Origin of the sequence: Candidatus Rickettsia tasmaniensis, assembly GCF_036857515.1 — a bacterium.
Classification (GTDB): domain Bacteria; phylum Pseudomonadota; class Alphaproteobacteria; order Rickettsiales; family Rickettsiaceae; genus Rickettsia; species Rickettsia rickettsii.
The window spans coordinates 16,894-34,542 of sequence record NZ_JAQCNX010000007.1; the positions used below are offsets into that span (position 1 = coordinate 16,894).

Sequence of the window (17,649 nt, forward strand, 5' to 3'; positions counted from 1 at the left end):
CACGGGATCCAGTCTTTTTTTTATTTTAAACTGACCCCCGTGGTCAAGCCACAGGGTAACATCTGTAAATTAAAAGTCACAAAATATGGTACATGATCCGAAGGTGAAGACCAATCACGTGCTTCTGGTAGTAAATGCATAGAAAATAATGCACCTTTTAAATTATCGCTAACCCAAATATGATCAAGCCTTCTACCTCTGTTAGATTTTTTCCAATCTATATTTCTATAACTCCACCAAGTATAAAATTTTTCGTCAAGCGATACGAAATGTCTGCTACTATCAATAAAACCTAACGCATTTTGTAGCTCTACCAATAACGAGCGCTCAATATCGGTATGGCTGATAACATTTCGCAACTGCTTACTAGACCATACATCATGTTCATGCGGAGCAATGTTCAAGTCCCCGACAATAATCATTTTATCGTTTTTAGTACGGTTAGTTGTTAACCATTCCTGCATTAACCTTACATATTCGAGCTTATGCTTAAATTTTGTATTTACCTCGATATCAGGTATATCACCGCCGGCAGGAACATAAAAATTATGTATTTCTATATCATTAACTATAGCTGCTATATGTCTTTTATCACTATTATATAACTCCAATGAAAAAACATTATTCAAAGGAAATTTTGAAATAATAGCAACACCGTTATATGATTTCTGCCCTGAATATATTACATGTTCATAGCCTATATTTTTAATAACTTCAAGAGGAAATAATGAGTCAGCTACCTTTGTTTCTTGAAGTAAAATAATATCCGGCTGATGTTCATATGCTAATTTTCTTAATAAATCGATCCGTAGACGCAATGAATTAATATTCCAAGTAACTATCTTCATTAGATTTGTTGTATAACCTCCTTCTAAAGGTAATTTGTATGTCAATCCGGTACTCGCATCCTCACGTACTAAGTATACGCTACGGTGCTGCGTTCCGTGTTTCTTTCAAATTCCTCTTTATAAGATAGGTTATACAACAAATCTATTTAATTTTTTATAGCGGCCCCTATTATTGCATCTCTAAAATAAATTATTCCAAGTTGATTTAAAGGATTTTTCATGTCAATTTTATCTTTTTCTTCTTCAGGAATTTTTATCATAGTATTACTGAGTATAGCAAAATAAAGATTATCAGGCAAAACATATCCTGCGTCACTTTGTATTCCAAGGGCTTTTCCCGTATAATGAATCATTAAACGCTTAGAATCAAGATCAGTAAGAAAAATACCGTAACCCATATAAGACTTACGCCCTTCTATATCTTTTGCTAAAAAATATTTAGTAGTCATAAGTTTATACGACTTCTTAGAAAGAATTTTCTCCTCATTTAATGCCCTATACCATCTAATAAGATCAACCGGTGTTGATATTATACCACCGTCAGCACAAGGAACTGCTAAAAAATCAGCAGTTACAGGAGTAAATATAGGTTTATTACTATTATTAGGCATTAAAAAATATCTTACCGGATAATTAGAACTAATAACATTTTTTTGGATTCTAGCGGCTTCACTATATGAAGCAAAACTAGTAGATTTCATATTAAGCGGTTTAAAAAATTCATCATAAAAAAAATTAGCTAAATCTTTTTTAGCCACCTTTTCTATAATCATACCGAGTATAACAAAATTAGTATTACTATATTTAAAATTTTTCCCTATAGATATTTCTAAAGGCTTAGAAGAAACAAATTGTAATATTTTCTTGTGCATCTCTTTCTTAGACATATTTAAATCAAGTTTAACAAAACTAAAATATTCAGCAATACCGCTACTATGCGTTAATAAATTATGGATAGATATTTTATATGCCCAATCCGGCACTTTTCCACCCCACATTTCCGGATCAAGATATTTATAAATTTTATCGTTAATATTTAATAATGCCTGTTCTTGTAATTTTAAGATTCCCGCTGCCGTAAAAGGCTTTGTAGCAGAAGCAATAGGCATCATTTCATTTGCTTTTAATTGCTCACCATTTAAAGCAAAAATTCCTTTAGCACCGGTTAATAAAGGTTTATAATCATCGGCAAACATAAAAACGGCATTTAAAAATCTATTACTTATATATTCTTTTTCTGCTTCATTGATTCTTTGCTGTATATCTGCAAAACAATCAATACAATTAGTAATAAAAAAAAACAGCAATAAAAAATATCTACGAATCATAACTGCAACACTCCACAAACTTATCAATAGACGTCTTATATAACGCAGCTAATAAAGAGAAATTTAAAGGAGACACGGAACGCAGAACCACAGCATACACTTGACATGAGGATTCGAGTACCGGATCGACGTACAAATTACCTTTAGAAGTAAGTTATATAAGACGTCTAGTAAAATAAAACGGTAATTTTGCTTCTAACTTAATCGCTTGACCAAAAATTTTTTCAGATAAACATATATTATTAGCATGCAAGAACATATATTTACTATATGGCATTATTTCTTTATTACCATATTTATCATCTCCAAGTATCGGACAACCTAATAATTTAGCATGCAACCTTAATTGATGCATTCTACCTGTAACCGGCATAAATTCAATTAAAAATAAGTTATTATCAAGTGATTTAAGTACTTTATAATAAGTAATGGCAAGTTTACCATTTTCACTATCAATATCAGTAATTTTAGGTGTACTTCCTTTACTCTTTTCTATATTACTTCTAACTTCGCCTACATTTTTAATTGGCTTCCCATAGGTTACAGCAAAATATGTTTTTACAACCAATGTTTCTTTAAAAGCATCATGAAGTTTTACACTACTTAAATAATTTTTGGCTATTAAGAGCAAACCGCTTGTTTCTTTATCTAATCTATGTACTAGCTTAAAATCAGCACCTTTATAATTCAAATATTTTAATGCAGAGTCAATAGATAAATTTATTTTACTACCGCCTTGAGTAGCAAGACCTGCAGGTTTATTTATAGCTATTAAATTACCATCTGCATATATCAAATAATCGGTAGTAATTTTCTTCGCTAGCTTAATTTCAGCGTCGGTAAAAACTAATTTTTCAGATTGCTTAACAGGTAAATTAAACTTATCGTTAATAAAAATTTTATCGCCGCCCTTTACTCTTAAACTCGCTTCTGCTTTCTGAGAATTAACGGTAATTTGTTTTTGACGTAATGCTTTCTCTATTACTCCTTGAGTCAATAAGGGATATAGACGTTTTAAATATTTATCTAATCTAGAAGAAATAGGAGTATTGACATCGATGATCATATTTTTAATAAATTAGGAACTTTTTATTAAAAAAAAGCACCAAATTATTATAGATAAAAGGATTATAGCAAAAAGCTGATGTATAGAGGCAATTATTATAGGTACAGAGTATAAAAGAGTAATTATTCCGGTAGATACCTGCATCAATAATGCAATCATTAGAAAATACGCTATCTTATTTAATTTCGGATGTTCTATTTTTAACAAGCAAATTATCAAAACTACAACAACCAAAAATACGCTATAACCGCCTAAACGATGTATGAATTGTATAAAAACCGGATCATACCAATTTTTAAGATCAAAGAAATTATCTTTTATCTCCATCGGGATAAAGCTATCATCCATTAGCGGAAAACTATTATATATCAGCCCTGCATCAAGCCCTGCAACTAAAGCACCTAAAAAAATTTGCACATATACTACAGTAATAGCAATACCGGAAAATATTAATGGTAATTTAAAATCTGTTTGTGACAGGATTAACAAAATATCACAACGATTTTTTATTAGTTGATAAAAAAGTATGTGATAAATAATTACGGCGATAATTAAATGAAAAGCAAGTCGAAAATGACTAACATACGGGCTATTCAACAAGCCGCTTTTAACCATATACCACCCCATAAAGCCTTGTACGCAAAATAACAACAAAGCAATTATATAAGGTAGCATGTCACGATTTTTTATAACATCTTTAAAATAAAAATATATTAAAGGTACAATATATATTAAAGCTGTAATTCTACCGAGTAATCGATGTATAAACTCTAACAGATAAATAAACTTAAACTGTGATAAAGTAATTCCATAATTAACGGAGTTATATTCAGGAAAAGCTTTATATTTAGCAAATTCCGCTTGCCAGCTTTCAAAACTAAAAGGCAGCAAAATACCGGTTACCGGACGCCATTCAACTATAGATAAACCAGAACCGGTAAGCCTTGTTATCCCCCCTATAACAATCGTCGCTATGACCATTATACAACTTATACACAACCATTTTGTAATTAAACTTTTCTGCACTTTTATTTTAAGTTTATGTTTTTTATCGCGTCATTACGGCATTGCTATGTCATCCCCGCGTAGGCCTTATTGCGTGGATAGGTTTACATTTATCATCCCCGCGACTTGATCGCGGGATCCAGCTAAAAATACTAATAATGTCAAGCCACGGGGTGACATTAAGGATTACTGGATTCCTGCTTTCGCAGGAATGACATATTATAGCCCTCAAATCAAGACTCTGCATTCTTTTCCGTATCTTCGACGGTATTAGAAGGACGTTTCTTATTTGATGTTTTATTACGATATCTACGTTTTGTCTTTTTTGGAGCAGCTTGTGCTTCTTCTAAGCCGGCATTACTTTCTACCACTTTCACCTCTTCCACAACGCTTACGGTTTGCTCTACCGATTCTTTTGCCTCTAAACTCTTATCTTTTACTTCATTAGCAATATTATTACTATTATTAGCTATTTTCCATTTATGTTTATTTTTGCGTAACTGTTCTTTTTTCAGCTCTTCTTCAGTATAATCGGCACTATGATTCTGAATTACCGGCTTAACAGAATTAACATTATTGTTATTTTTCTTCAACAGCTTCACTTTTTCAATCGAATAACTATCTGATGTAGCATTAGGATCGGAATAAAAATTAAGCTTTATATTATATTTTTCTTCAATAAATTTTATCTCAGCACGTTTATTATTAAGTAGATAAATAACTGAAACGATATTGGTAAAAACATTTATTACATCAATTCTTTCTTCAAAAATTTCATTCTCTATAGTACGTAAAATTAACATAGCATTAGCGTCACTCGCTCTAATGACTCCTTTACCGTTACAATGAGAACAAATTGCCGAATTAGTTTCTAAGAAAGAAGAACGTAATCTCTGCCTTGAGAATTCAAGTAGTCCAAACTGACTAATATTACCGGTTTGTATACGAGCACGATCACGACTTAAAAACTCTTTAAAGGATCGTTCAATAATTTTACGATTCTTAGCTTCGCTCATGTCTATAAAATCAACAACTATCAAACCTGATAGATCTCTAAGCTTTACTTGCTTTGCTACTTCTTTGGCTGCTTCTAAATTAGTTTTTAGTGCCGTTTCTTCAATATTTTGTTCAGAAGTTGATTTACCGGAATTTACATCAATTGCAATAAGAGCTTCCGTAGGATTAATAACGATATATCCTCCTGAAGGTAACGTCACTACAGGCTGATATAATTTAACTAATTGCTCTTCTACTTGAAACTTAGTAAATATAGGAGTTTTACTTTTATGCTCTTTCAGCTTTGCAAGCTCTGAAGGTAATAAATCCTGCATAAATTTTGAAGCGTCTTCATAACCCTCGTGTCCTTGAATTACCACCTCTTTAACATTGTGATCGCACATATCACGTATGGTTTTACGTATTATACTATCTTCCTCATGAATAAAACACGGAGCCGGAAATTTAATAGTACTTTTACGAATTTTATTCCATAACCTTGCTAAATAATTATAGTCTTTCTTTAAATCTAAGGTGCTACTTCCTCTACCTGCGGTTCTAACAATGATGCTATAAGTATTTTTGTCACCGCTTACTATTTTATTTAAAATATCTTTCAGTCTTTTTCTTTCTTCCCCGTTTGATATTTTACGCGATATACCGTTTTGCAAACCTTTATTAGGCATTAAAACACAATATTTACCAGCTAAGGATATATAAGTAGTAAAAGCGGCGCACTTATTTCCTCGTTCTTCCTTAGTAACCTGCACTAATAATATTTGGTTTTTTCTTATTACTTCTTGAACTTTATATTGTTTATATTGCGGAATATTTGACTCAGGGGTACCGCTTTGAATCATTTCAATATCATCAGCCGCTTCTAAATTAAGTTCTGACTGGAATTTACTCTCTACTAAATCTTCTATGGTTTTTAGGTCAATTTCTTCACTATCAACCAAAGAATCATATATAGCAGCCGGTTTCTCTTTATCATCCTCAACCGTAATATTTGAAAGAGCTATTTCAGGCAAAGCATTAACCGGAAAATTTCTCTCCGAGGTGGGCAAATTGTAATAGTTAGGATGGATTTCACTAAACGGTAAAAAACCGCTTTTATCCATTCCGTACTCTATAAAAACAGCTTGTAGCGACGGTTCTATTCTTGTAACTTTTGCTAAATAAATGTTACCTTTATTTTGTTGTCTTACGGTTGTTTGAAATTCAATATCTTCTATATTGTTGCTTTGTCCTAATAAAACTACTCTTGTTTCGCTTGGAAAATTAGCATCAATTATAATCTTTTTATTCATTTATCTTGCTCACTAACTTGAAGAACAAATAATTAATATAATGCTTGTATCTTAAGAAAAATCATTGTTTATCTTGTATTAATTTATTTAAGTAGATAATTTATCTATGAGTAAAGAGCAAAAATGAAATTCTAGATAAACTTCAAATAACACCTCTTTAAAATACTAAAAAATATATTATTATTTTTCTTACATTAAAATATTTGCATATTATTTAATTCATTAATTTTTTTAAAATTCAACAATAATTATATACAAATTATAAATAAGACTACCATACTTGATTAAAAGCTGATAATCTAATAACTATCCATATATACTTAAATAATGGAATTACGAATCTCTTTAATTTTTAAGATAATAATCTTAATCATTGTAATTATGAGTTATATACCATGTATTTATGTTTAGCAAACACTTAATATTATGACTTTAAAAAACGATTACAAAACTATTTTTTTCTCACTTTTGGGAATATTTATTTTTTCCTGTATCAATGCTATAAATTTTTATAATTTTAAAATCTTTTTACTGCTAAATAAAAATCTAGGCGGAGAACAAATAAATCATATAAATCAAACTAAATTTATAGGTTCGATAATCGCAGGCTTTGCCTTAACACAGTTAATTAATAAGTTAAGTAATCAAAAAATTATTTTAATTAGCTTATCTTTATTAATTATTTGTACAATAAACCTAATTTTATTAAATAATTATACTCTAATTAAAATTAATTTTATTGTAATTAATTTTGGAACATTTTCATATTTCACTTCTATAACATTAGACATTATTGAGAGTAGCAAAGAAAAGAAATATTTTTTTTTAGCTTGTATAATGTTGTTATGGGCGGGTGGAAACTTAATGGTAGATTTATTAAATCCATTTATAAAACCGACAAATAATACTATAGTAATTTGTGCATTGTTATATTGTATCAATATACTAACCGAATTTCTGCATTATAATCCTACATCTCATAAATTAAATTTAAATTCCAAATTTTCATCCTTAATAAAAAATGTCGAATTACAATTATTGACAGGCTTTGTAGTTGCTTATGTCACCTTGGATATATTATGGTATTATGAAGCTTTTGCATTAAAGAAAGAATTAGCATTAATTAATTTAAGACTTATACTAAAATATATTTTTCTAGCAATATGTTTTTCTATAATTCCTATATGCTATATATTAAGCAAAGTAAATAAATATTTGGCTAATTTATTACTAACTATAATTCTGCTCGTCTGCTTTATTTTACTACCGCTTCATGGAACTAATAAAAACCTTAATATATTATATATAATACTAATCGGTAGTTGTTTAGGATCCATTTATATTTGCAATATTTTAATACTAATTGATAAATTTAGGGATTACGAACTTAGAACAGCTTTATTTTCGTATTTTTCAATGTGCAGCATCGGTATATATGCCGGAGCTTTATCATCTCATGTACCTTACGGCACTATTAACGGCAGTGATTTCTTATTTTCCGTTTTTGCCGTAGTCGGTAGTTTTGTAGCTTATCATTTTTGGTATTTTATTAAGTATACATTATATAGATTTTAATAAGACTTCTTGCATAACTTACTAATAAGGGTAATTTGTACGTCGATCCGGTACTCGAATCCTCACGTTACTTGCGTGTACGCTGCGGTTCTGCGTTCCGTGTCTCCTTCAAATTTCTCCTTATTAGTAAGTTATGCAAGAAGTCTTATACTAACATAGACGAAGATCAACTTCAAAAAGAGCAAGGAATCCACAAGGTGGGGAGCGGCGCGTATACTTAATACGTGAGTATCGCAACTCTTGTAGAATGACGCAGCCAATTTTTGAAGTTCATCGAGTATATGTGTAATATTCTGTAACATAATATAACTTGTATAATTTGGCATTAAATATTAATATTTAAATATATTTTTACAATGCCTAAAATGCAACAAAGTACATTATTAAAACCGGTTAGTTGTTACGGAATCGGGGTCCACTCAGGAAAACGTACCCAGTTAACTATAGAACCCGCTAAAGAAAATACCGGAATTATATTCATAAGAACCGATATCTCTTCTGAAAATAATTATATTGAAGCTAGCTATTTCAATGTTTCCGATACCTTGTTATCTACCACTATCAGTAATGATCATAAAGTTCAAATTTCAACAATTGAACATTTAATGGCAGCACTTTGGGGATGCAGCATTGATAATGCAATTATTAAAATTGACGGTCCTGAAGTACCAATTATGGACGGCAGTAGTAAACCTTTTGTGTTTATGATTGAGTGTGCAGGAAAAAAATTACAAAATGCTCCTAAAAAATATCTAAAAATTTTAAAAGATATAAAAGTAGTTCATAAAGATTGTGAATTATATTGTACTCCTTCCGATCACATGACTGTAGATTTAACCATTGATTTTAGTAGTAAAGCTATAGGCAGACAAAATCTAAGTTTTAGGGATCAAGAATCTTTTACTAAAAATATTGCGGATGCTAGAACTTTTGGCTTTATAAGAGATGTTGATTATTTGAAAAGCAAAGGGCTTGCCCAAGGTGCCTCATTCGAGAATGCTATAGGAATAGATGAGCAGGATAAAATCCTAAACCCAAACGGCTTACGTTATGAAGATGAATTTATTCGCCATAAACTATTAGATTTATTCGGTGATTTATATACCAGCGGCACTAGCATTGTAAGTGCAATTAAAGGCTACAAAACCAGCCATGCTCTTAATAATGAACTATTGCATAGAATATTTAGTGATACTACCTCTTACAAATTTGTAACTAACAGTGAGTTATAATAATCATTTCATATTGTTAAATTTCGCTTTCTTTTTTGCATCCTTTTTAAATTTTCACTTTTTGTCCTTTTTATTTCAGCATTATTAACTTTATCTTTATCCATAGCTTTAGTTAAAGGACTATATCCTTCGGCTTTACTAGGATTTTCATAAAATGGATTCATTACATTTTTAATATCTTTAACATAGCTCTCTTTTCTATTATCCATTGTTATTTTATTTTCTCTAAAAAATTCTTCTAAACCGTTTCTTTTTATTTCAGAATTAAAACTGCCTCTTATTTCTCGAAATTTTTGTATTTTTTGGTCTTTATTCATACTCCAATAATGCTTATCTGTTATCAATTTTTTTAAAGCTAATGTTTGCAATACTTGATTTTTAGTATAATTCTCTAATTGTTCTAAATTTTCATATATAGGAGTATCTTGTTTTTTATATTCTTCATTTATATTTAATTTAAATATTGCTTTTATTTCTATTTTTTCCTTTTCAGTAAGACCGTCGATAATTAATGATGCGGTCGTAACTACACCGTAACCCGTAGCTTTTAATATATCAAGCACATTACCGCTAGCACCTTTAATAATAGAAGCGGCCAAATTTGCGGCTCCACCTAAATTATTTCCAAATATTCGTCCTGTACTTTTCAATTTATTTACATTTAACTCATACTTATCTTGAGTAGCATCCTTACCTGCTGTTTGCGGCGTATATAATTCATTTTTCAAAATATCTTTTAAGCTCGGTTCTAATGATAATATATAATCTTGCTGACTTTTAGCATTTCTGTTATGTACTAATAAATTATTCTCTTTATGAAGTTTACGCAAATCATGCACTTTCAAAGTCTCATTTACAGCTTGAATTCCTATGCTAACTCCTGAAACAACAGCTACAGCTATAATTATCGGTGATATAGGAGTAAAAAGTCCAGAAACTGTAATTGCTATAGAAGCTATGGAAACTGCATAACTTAAACTATTGCTAAATAATATTTTACCGATTTTACTTTGTCTAAAACTAGTCCAATAAGATTTTAACTTATTAAATATTTTTCTAACCCTTGATTTTTTTGAATCAGACATTTATTTTTCTCTCCAAAGAACAAATATTTTTATAAATTTTTCTTTTATTTATTTAATTAACTTCTCTTACAACTTTAATTATAGTATAAATTCTAATAAAAAAACAAAATAAATGTCTGGAAAAGAATTAAATAAAATTGTTGCAGCCATCTTATTTGCTAGTTTAATTGCTATGATGGTTGGGTTTGTTGCAAATATATTATACAAGCCCACTCTAGAGTTACAACATCGCGGCTACAGCGTTGCGGTTCAAGAATCATCAGAAAATCAAAATACTACCGCACTAGCGCAAGCACCGGTAAATATACCAGAATTAATGAAGACTGCTAACGCCGATAACGGTCGTGAAATAGCCAAGAAATGTTTAATGTGTCATTCTCTTGATAAAGACGGTCCAAATAAACTAGGACCGCATCTTTGGGATGTAGCAGGCAGACCAAAAGCAAGCATAGCAGACTATAAATATTCCCCTGCTCTATCAAAACTTGGCGGCATATGGGATGATGATAGTTTATTTGCTTTCTTACATAAACCAAGTAGCTATGCACCAGGAACTAAAATGTCCTTTGCCGGTATCCCAAAACCACAAGACATAGCTGACGTAATATTATTTTTAAAAACTTATGTTCATGATAAATAATTATCTCATCGAAATATGGTTAATAATCGGCATAATTTGCATAGTTGTTGAATTCTTTGCAGTTCCAAGTATTGGATTCTTATTCTTTGGGCTTGGAGCGTTATCAAACACTCTTGTGGTATATAACTACCCTCTAGTTAGCTTAACCAATCAAATAACATTTTTTGGTATATTATCGCTTATTTGGTTTTGCATATTATATTATCCTCTTAAAAAATATGTTTATAATAAAACTGATAAAACAAAAAATTACTCGGATATGATAGGCAAAACGGTAGAGGTTTATAGTTCTACAGTTTCTTCTGATACTATAGGACAAGTAAGATGGTCCGGTGCTATTATGAATGCTTACCTTGTTCCAAATGAAATCGATGCAAAAACAGGCGACCGACTTTTTATTATCGAAGTTAAAGGGAATGTACTAATTTGTTCTAGAGAAAAACCTAATAATAATTCTTAACAAAATATTTCTAAATGACATTGCCCGCGTAAATATAAGTCCTCATTGCAAGTAGGTATTGTTGCATGGATCATTTTATGTCATTCCCACGAAAGCGGGAATGACACTAAATACATTTTCCAGTCCAACGCGGGCATCTTCTCTAAACATTCTCTTTAAACCAATCAAAAGCTTTTTTAAAGAAGCTACTATTTGCATCAAGTCTAATATGAGCAAATTCTTTTTGCTGTTTTAGAGCATGAATTTTTAGCATTCCTATAGTTGCTGAATACATGGCCGGATTATAGTCTTCTATAAAACCGGCAATAATCTCCGGTTTACCGATTCTACTCTGTTTTTCAAAAATTTTATTTGAAAGCTCTTTAAGTCCTCTAAGCTGAGACCCGCCGCCGGTAATTACAACTCTAAACACTTCAACCTGCCCTTTTGTTGCTTTATCATATTCGGCTTTTACCATTGATAATATTTCTTCAGCTCTTGCTCTTATTACCTCAGCCAATTTATAAATTGTTACGGAAGTATTTAAAGTATGTTGAGTATCAACCTGAAAATCCTCCATATTTATAATACTATCTTTCTCAAATAAAGGTATCATTGCATTACCGTATAAAATTTTTAATTTCTCTGCCGTAACAAGATCAATACCAAAGACTTTAGCAATATCCGAGCTAATATGAAAACTACCTATATTTACATGCCCTGTATATATTAATTTACCGGCAAAAAAAATACCGAAAGAGGTAGTTTTATCCCCCATGTCGATGATAAGCGAACCTAGATTTTTTTCATCATTCGTAAGACAGCTAATAGCAGAAGCATAAATTGCCAGAGTAATATTTGTGACTTCAACATGACACTTAGCGAAGCATTGTACAATATTTGATAACATATTTGCACTAGCAGCAATAATATGTAATTCACAACTAAGTTCTCTACCGTACATACCTATAGGATTCTCGACTGAATTATTATCAAGGGTAAATTCAAGAGGAAAATAATGAATAATTTCTTGGTTTTTAACTTTAAATTCAAGTAATGCTTTTTGTAGTAACTTTTTAATATCCTGCTGCGTTATGGTTTGCCCGTTAACTTTAATGGTATAATTAATATAATAAGATTTAGTGTCGGCACCTGACAACGATAATATAACTTTTTTTATATTTTTACCGCAATCTTTTTCAAGTGCGTAAATTGCTGAAACAATGCTAGTTTCAGCATTTTGTAAATCTGATATAACTCCTGATTTAATACCTTTAGAATGATGCAAATTTTGGCTAGCTATTTTAATTTCACCTTTTTTACTAATATAGGCAGCAATTACGGCAATCTTACTACTACCAAAATCAAGTGTAACAAAATTTGATATTTTCTCTTTCATTTTTTTATGCTTGTTATTCCAAAAACGTCATTGCGCGAAGAATTACAAAGTAATGCGACGAAGCAATCTCAGGATGCTTGACAAGAATGCCACATCGAAACTACGTTTCTCTTCGCAATGACGATTCTCAGTACTTCTCTATATAATACTTATTCTTATCCCTTAAATCCAAAACCTTATAATTTTGGTTAAATAGCTTGTTAGCTTTATTTAGTGCATCGACATATTTTAATGCTTCTTCAAACTCTTTTTCAGGTAACTTAATACTTATATTACCTTTAAGATTTAAATCCCACCTTCTATCTCCGAGTCTTACAGCAGCTAAAGTTTTATTCATTAATGCCGGATATTTCTGCAGCTCTAATACTAATGTACCTGCATAGATATTCGCCCCTTCCCCTACAACATGCAATAAATGAGGAAAAGGTTGAATATTTTTACTAATTTCGTAACCTTCTTCATCGACTAAGAAAAGCTGATTATTAATTTGCCAAATAGCAATAGGTTCTCTTTCAAATAATTTTATATATACCGTATTTGGTAATCTTCTACTGACATATACTTCCTTGATCCATTTATTTTTCTTTAAATTATTTCTAATTTCGTCTAATTTAAGAGCAAAAATAGGACTGCCCTTATTCGCATTTAAAACCTTTAATATTGTAGGCCCATCGACATTTTGCTGTCCTTCAATGATAACATTCTCAAGTTTAAACCCAAGTTTTGTTGTTGTTTGGTATATATTTGTTGTTAAGTAGGTTTTTATGCCGGCAAAATATTTTGTAAAAACAAATAGACATACAAAGATAATTAAAGCAATCTTAAGCCCTAATATTGCTTTTTTGTAAATTAGTCCTAATTTTCGGCGTAATGAGATATTATTAGTTTTTTTTGTTTGTTTTTTTTTATTGGAGCTTGTTTTTTTTCTCATGATTCAAAGCTTGCCGTCTTTATAATTTCTTCAATTAAGTTAGTAAAATTTATCCCTGCATAAGCTGCAATTTCCGGCACTATTGATAAAGGCGTCATACCTGGGTGAGTATTTATCTCCAAAGCATATAACTTGTTTGTCTGCTCTTCTAAAATAAACTCTGCTCTAGCAGGACCTTTACAATTCATTGTTTTATAAATTTTTTCTGATGCTATAAGTAATTTCTCATATACATTAGCAGGTAGCGGAGCAGGACAAAGATGATCAGCAAATCCTTCGGTATATTTAGTTTCATAATCATAGAAACGATTCTTTAGTAATTTAATCTCTAAAGCTCCAAGAGCTTTGCCATTTAATACCGCTACTTGCAATTCTCGCCCTTTTATATATTGTTCTATTATTACCTGATCACCGTAAGGAAAATCATAATCGGCAAAGTTAAAATCATCTTCTGCAAATATCATCTCAACACCAATACTTGAGCCTTGCGTAAGAGGCTTAATAACGTACGGTCGTTTCATAGGATCATTTTTTATATTATCGCTTTTATTTACAACAATGCTTTCTGCCATATTAATATTATTCGTTAAAAACCAGCTCCTAGAATGTATTTTATCGAATGCTAAAGCTGAAGATAACACGCCGCTATGAGTATAAGGAATCCGCATTATATTAAGTAATCCTGGTAAACAACCGTCTTCACCGTATGTACCGTGCAGGCAATTAAAAACGATATCAGGTTTTATTTCTTGTAATCTAACTGCAATATCCGCTCCCATATCAATAAAGGTAACTCTATATCCTAATTCAATTAAAGCTTTACTAACTCCTTCGCTTGACACTAACGATACTTCACGCTCAGCAGACATACCACCCGCCATTAATGCTATATGCTTTTTACCGGTACTACTTAATATTTTGACTATAGAGTGTTCCACCCAATGTGTTTGATATTTATGCATGTTTTTCCTTTCTTATTAAATCCATTGTAATTCCTAACTAAAAGTGGCCTTGTTGCATAGCTCGAAAAACCTACTCGATGTCATCCCCGCGTAGGCGGGGATCCAGAAAAATAACTTCAATATTGATATAGAAGTTACATATTATAAAATAAACATATAAAAAACTTGTTTTTTATATGTTTTACTGGATTCCCGCCTTCGCTGGAATGACATAAAACTAGCTGCAACAACGCCATTTTTAATTAGGGATGACGTCCGATTCTCTTAATCTCCCACTCTAACTTAACCCCGCTATCTTCAAATACTTTCTGCCGGACGAAATCACCTAAATCTTCTAAATCCTTAGCGGTAGCATCACCGTTGTTTATCATAAAATTACAATGAAGTTCTGACATCGAAGCACCGCCTATTCTATAGCCTCTAAGCCCCGCTTTGTCAATAAGTTCCCAAGATTTACGCCCTTCAGGATTTGCAAAAGTACTACCGCCCGTACGCTCTTTAATAGGCTGTGTAGATGATCTTGCGTTATTTATTTCATTCATCCGTAATAATATATTTTCACTATCGCCTTTATTTATTTTAAAAACAGCTTTGAGAATAATTAAATTCTTTGGTAAATTATTACTGCGATATTTAAAACCGATTTCTTCATTTGTGAATGTTAAAAAGTTTCCTGCAAAGTCAATCGCTTCAATCTGCACTACAATATCTTTAAATTCAGAGCCGTAAGCACCGGCATTCATAGCAACACCGCCGCCGATAGTCCCTGGAATACCTACTAAAAACTCAAAACCGGAAATAGCATTTGCTTGACAAAATTTTGCTAAATTATAATTAAGGCAGCTGCTACCTACTATTAAATGATTATCTATAAACTCAATATTGCTAAAATTCTGACCAAGTTTTATAACGCCCCCTTCTATGCCGCCGTCTCTTATAATAATATTTGAGCCTGCTCCAAAAGTCTTTATAGGTAATTTTTGCTTATTTTGTATTAAGAAACTTTTTAAATCTTCGCTATCTAAAGGTTTAAAGAAAATTTCAGCATTACCACCTACTTTAAACCATGTTAAGTGTTTTAAATTAAAATCTTTTTTATACTCGCCTTTTACTATCGGTAAAATTAACATATTTAGTCCTGCTATTCGCTTTACTGTTATCTTCACTCTTTTGTCCCCTAGTTCGCTTGACCCTATGTTATACGAACAGATGTCATTCCCGCGAAAGCGGGAATGACATAAGAGCTATGCAATAAGACCGGTCAAACCACGGTATGACAGCTAAAGCCACAGGATGACAATCTCCCATCTAATTCATTAGCAAAACTTGAAATATTACCTGCTCCCATCATAATTATCATATCACCGGAAGCTGCATTATCTATAATAACTCCAACCGCATCATCTAGCTCTGCTAGAAAATTTGCTTTATCGTGATGTTTATTCTTAGTAATCTTATCAACTAAACTTTGTCCTGTAATTCCTTCTATAGGGTTTTCACCTGCAGCATATATATCGGTAATATAGAGTATATCGGCATCAGCAAAGCAAAGCATAAAATCATCAAATAAATACTGCATTCTTGAGTATCTGTGAGGCTGAAAAATAGCAACAACTTTACCGTTTTGTTTATTTGCTATATTTTTAGCCGTCGCAAGCGTTGCTTTGATTTCCTCAGGGTGATGAGCGTAATCATCGATAATTGAAGCCTTATTATATTCAGCTACTTTAGTAAATCTCCTCTTCACTCCTTTAAAATTATTAAAACCGTTTTTAATAGCTTTAATACCGAAATCTAATTCTATCCCAACGGCAATTGCAGCAAGACTATTTAAAATATTATGTCTTCCGGGAGTTGGAATAGTAATTTTTTCAATAATCGTTGTACCTAGTACATTTGGTAGACTAATTTTTACGTCAAAAGTAGAGGAGGCAATATCAGTGTTAATATTAAACGCTATAATATGAGCATCTTCCGAATCGATGCCATAAGTAACAATCTTCCTTTCAGTAATATCATCTACTAACTTACGAACTATTTTATGATCGATACAACAAACGGCAAAACCGTAAAACGGCAAATTAGTAATAAAGCTTCTAAAAGCACCAATTAATGTTTCAAAATCTTTATAATAATCTAAATGTTCAGGATCAATGTTAGTTATTATCGCAATAGTTGATGGAATATGAATAAACGTTGCATCCGATTCATCGGCCTCCGCAATTAAATAATTACTTGAACCAAGATATGCATTAGTCGATTTATTATTTATGATCCCACCGTTAATAACCGTAGGACATAAACCGGCTGCCTCAAATAAACAAGCAACTAAAGAAGTAGTAGTGGTTTTACCGTGCGATCCCGAAACTGCTACTGAACATTTTAATCTCATAAGTTCAGCAAGCATATCCGCACGTCTAATAATTGGAATTTTACGCTCCAAAGCTTCTTTTATTTCAGGATTCTTTGGATTAATTGCCGATGAAATAACAACATACGACACATTGGTAATGTTCTGCTCGGCGTGTCCTAAAAATATTTTAATGCCGTATGACTCAAGCCTTTTAGTATTATAATTTTCTACTAAATCGGAACCTTGTACTTTATAACCTAGATTATGTAATATCTCAGCAATACCGCTCATGCCAACGCCGCCAATACCTATAAAATGTATAGTTTCTAAGGTTTGATTAGTTTTTTTTAATTCAAGTAACAGCATTTAAGTTTAATCATTTAAAATTGAGTTCTGCATATAGGTTTTAAGTAACATTGTCAAGCACTAACTGTGTTATACCACGACTTGATCGCAGTACCCAGTTTAAAATATTAAAAT

Annotated in this window: 15 protein-coding genes and 3 pseudogenes; 5 read left to right on the forward strand and 13 right to left on the reverse strand. The window is 31.4% G+C overall.

Annotated elements, in window-relative coordinates:
- Positions 1–20 precede the first annotated feature (20 nt).
- The 3 genes and pseudogenes from xth to O6R16_RS02220 all read right to left on the reverse strand — a co-directional run bounded on the left by xth (position 21) and on the right by O6R16_RS02220 (position 2,176).
- Complete coding sequence (gene xth, locus O6R16_RS02210; RefSeq protein WP_499679850.1) at positions 21–848, reverse strand: exodeoxyribonuclease III; 828 nt, start codon at positions 846–848, stop codon at positions 21–23.
- A gap of 12 nt (positions 849–860) precedes the next feature.
- Positions 861–994 (reverse strand): annotated as a pseudogene (locus tag O6R16_RS02215) (palindromic element RPE1 domain-containing protein); the annotation flags it as partial.
- Positions 995–2,176 (reverse strand): serine hydrolase domain-containing protein, encoded by a 1,182-nt coding sequence (locus tag O6R16_RS02220; protein ID WP_499679822.1) that lies wholly within the window; start codon positions 2,174–2,176, stop codon positions 995–997.
- A 2-nt stretch (positions 2,177–2,178) separates the two neighbouring features.
- Here O6R16_RS02220 and O6R16_RS02225 point away from each other — a divergent pair.
- Positions 2,179–2,349, forward strand: a pseudogene (locus tag O6R16_RS02225) (palindromic element RPE1 domain-containing protein); the annotation flags it as partial.
- Here the strand turns inward: O6R16_RS02225 and O6R16_RS02230 are convergent.
- From O6R16_RS02230 to O6R16_RS02240, 3 genes are all read right to left on the reverse strand, one after another.
- Positions 2,331–3,242: an RluA family pseudouridine synthase gene (locus tag O6R16_RS02230; RefSeq protein ID WP_499679823.1), complete on the reverse strand. Its 912-nt coding sequence runs from the start codon at positions 3,240–3,242 to the stop codon at positions 2,331–2,333. The pseudogene O6R16_RS02225 and the gene O6R16_RS02230 overlap by 19 nt on opposite strands.
- Before the next feature lie 12 nt (positions 3,243–3,254).
- Positions 3,255–4,268, reverse strand: coding sequence for a COX15/CtaA family protein (locus O6R16_RS02235; RefSeq protein ID WP_499679824.1), 1,014 nt, complete (start codon positions 4,266–4,268; stop codon positions 3,255–3,257).
- 212 nt (positions 4,269–4,480) lie between these two features.
- Positions 4,481–6,553 (reverse strand): Rne/Rng family ribonuclease, encoded by a 2,073-nt coding sequence (locus tag O6R16_RS02240; RefSeq protein WP_499679825.1) that lies wholly within the window; start codon positions 6,551–6,553, stop codon positions 4,481–4,483.
- Positions 6,554–6,979: 426 nt separating this feature from the next.
- Here O6R16_RS02240 and O6R16_RS02245 point away from each other — a divergent pair, with 426 nt between their 5' ends.
- Entirely contained in the window at positions 6,980–8,128 is a 1,149-nt protein-coding gene (locus O6R16_RS02245) for a hypothetical protein (RefSeq protein WP_499679826.1), read from the forward strand.
- Here O6R16_RS02245 and O6R16_RS02250 read toward each other — a convergent pair.
- Positions 8,124–8,273: pseudogene (locus O6R16_RS02250) on the reverse strand (palindromic element RPE1 domain-containing protein); the annotation flags it as partial. The gene O6R16_RS02245 and the pseudogene O6R16_RS02250 sit on opposite strands and share 5 nt — an antisense overlap.
- Before the next feature lie 220 nt (positions 8,274–8,493).
- Here O6R16_RS02250 and lpxC point away from each other — a divergent pair.
- On the forward strand, positions 8,494–9,360 hold the full coding sequence (gene lpxC, locus O6R16_RS02255; protein WP_499679827.1) for a UDP-3-O-acyl-N-acetylglucosamine deacetylase: 867 nt from the start codon (positions 8,494–8,496) through the stop codon (positions 9,358–9,360).
- An 8-nt stretch (positions 9,361–9,368) separates the two neighbouring features.
- On the opposite strand, the gene O6R16_RS02260 is transcribed toward lpxC, so the two are convergent.
- Positions 9,369–10,445 (reverse strand): hypothetical protein, encoded by a 1,077-nt coding sequence (locus O6R16_RS02260; protein WP_499679828.1) that lies wholly within the window; start codon positions 10,443–10,445, stop codon positions 9,369–9,371.
- A 112-nt stretch (positions 10,446–10,557) separates the two neighbouring features.
- On the opposite strand from O6R16_RS02260, the gene O6R16_RS02265 reads away from it, so the two are divergent.
- Both O6R16_RS02265 and O6R16_RS02270 read left to right on the forward strand, forming a co-directional pair.
- A complete protein-coding gene (locus tag O6R16_RS02265; RefSeq protein ID WP_499679829.1) occupies positions 10,558–11,085 on the forward strand; it encodes a c-type cytochrome in 528 nt (175 codons plus the stop codon).
- Entirely contained in the window at positions 11,069–11,545 is a 477-nt protein-coding gene (locus O6R16_RS02270) for an NfeD family protein (protein ID WP_499679830.1), read from the forward strand. The genes O6R16_RS02265 and O6R16_RS02270 overlap by 17 nt, the downstream gene beginning before the upstream one ends.
- A gap of 142 nt (positions 11,546–11,687) precedes the next feature.
- Here the strand turns inward: O6R16_RS02270 and ftsA are convergent, their stop codons facing one another.
- The 5 genes from ftsA to murC all read right to left on the reverse strand — a co-directional run bounded on the left by ftsA (position 11,688) and on the right by murC (position 17,535).
- Positions 11,688–12,923 (reverse strand): cell division protein FtsA, encoded by a 1,236-nt coding sequence (gene ftsA, locus O6R16_RS02275; protein ID WP_499679831.1) that lies wholly within the window; start codon positions 12,921–12,923, stop codon positions 11,688–11,690.
- A 127-nt stretch (positions 12,924–13,050) separates the two neighbouring features.
- Positions 13,051–13,854: a cell division protein FtsQ/DivIB gene (locus O6R16_RS02280; protein WP_499679832.1), complete on the reverse strand. Its 804-nt coding sequence runs from the start codon at positions 13,852–13,854 to the stop codon at positions 13,051–13,053.
- Positions 13,851–14,816, reverse strand: a complete 966-nt coding sequence (locus O6R16_RS02285) for a D-alanine--D-alanine ligase (RefSeq protein WP_499679833.1) — start codon at positions 14,814–14,816, stop codon at positions 13,851–13,853. Before O6R16_RS02285 ends, O6R16_RS02280 begins: the two co-directional genes overlap by 4 nt.
- A 242-nt stretch (positions 14,817–15,058) precedes the next feature.
- The gene (gene murB / locus O6R16_RS02290) at positions 15,059–15,946 is read right to left on the reverse strand and encodes a UDP-N-acetylmuramate dehydrogenase (protein ID WP_499679851.1); all 888 of its coding nucleotides are present in this window, start codon (positions 15,944–15,946) and stop codon (positions 15,059–15,061) included.
- A gap of 131 nt (positions 15,947–16,077) precedes the next feature.
- Positions 16,078–17,535 (reverse strand): UDP-N-acetylmuramate--L-alanine ligase, encoded by a 1,458-nt coding sequence (gene murC, locus O6R16_RS02295; protein ID WP_499679834.1) that lies wholly within the window; start codon positions 17,533–17,535, stop codon positions 16,078–16,080.
- Between the last annotated feature and the right edge of the window lie 114 nt (positions 17,536–17,649).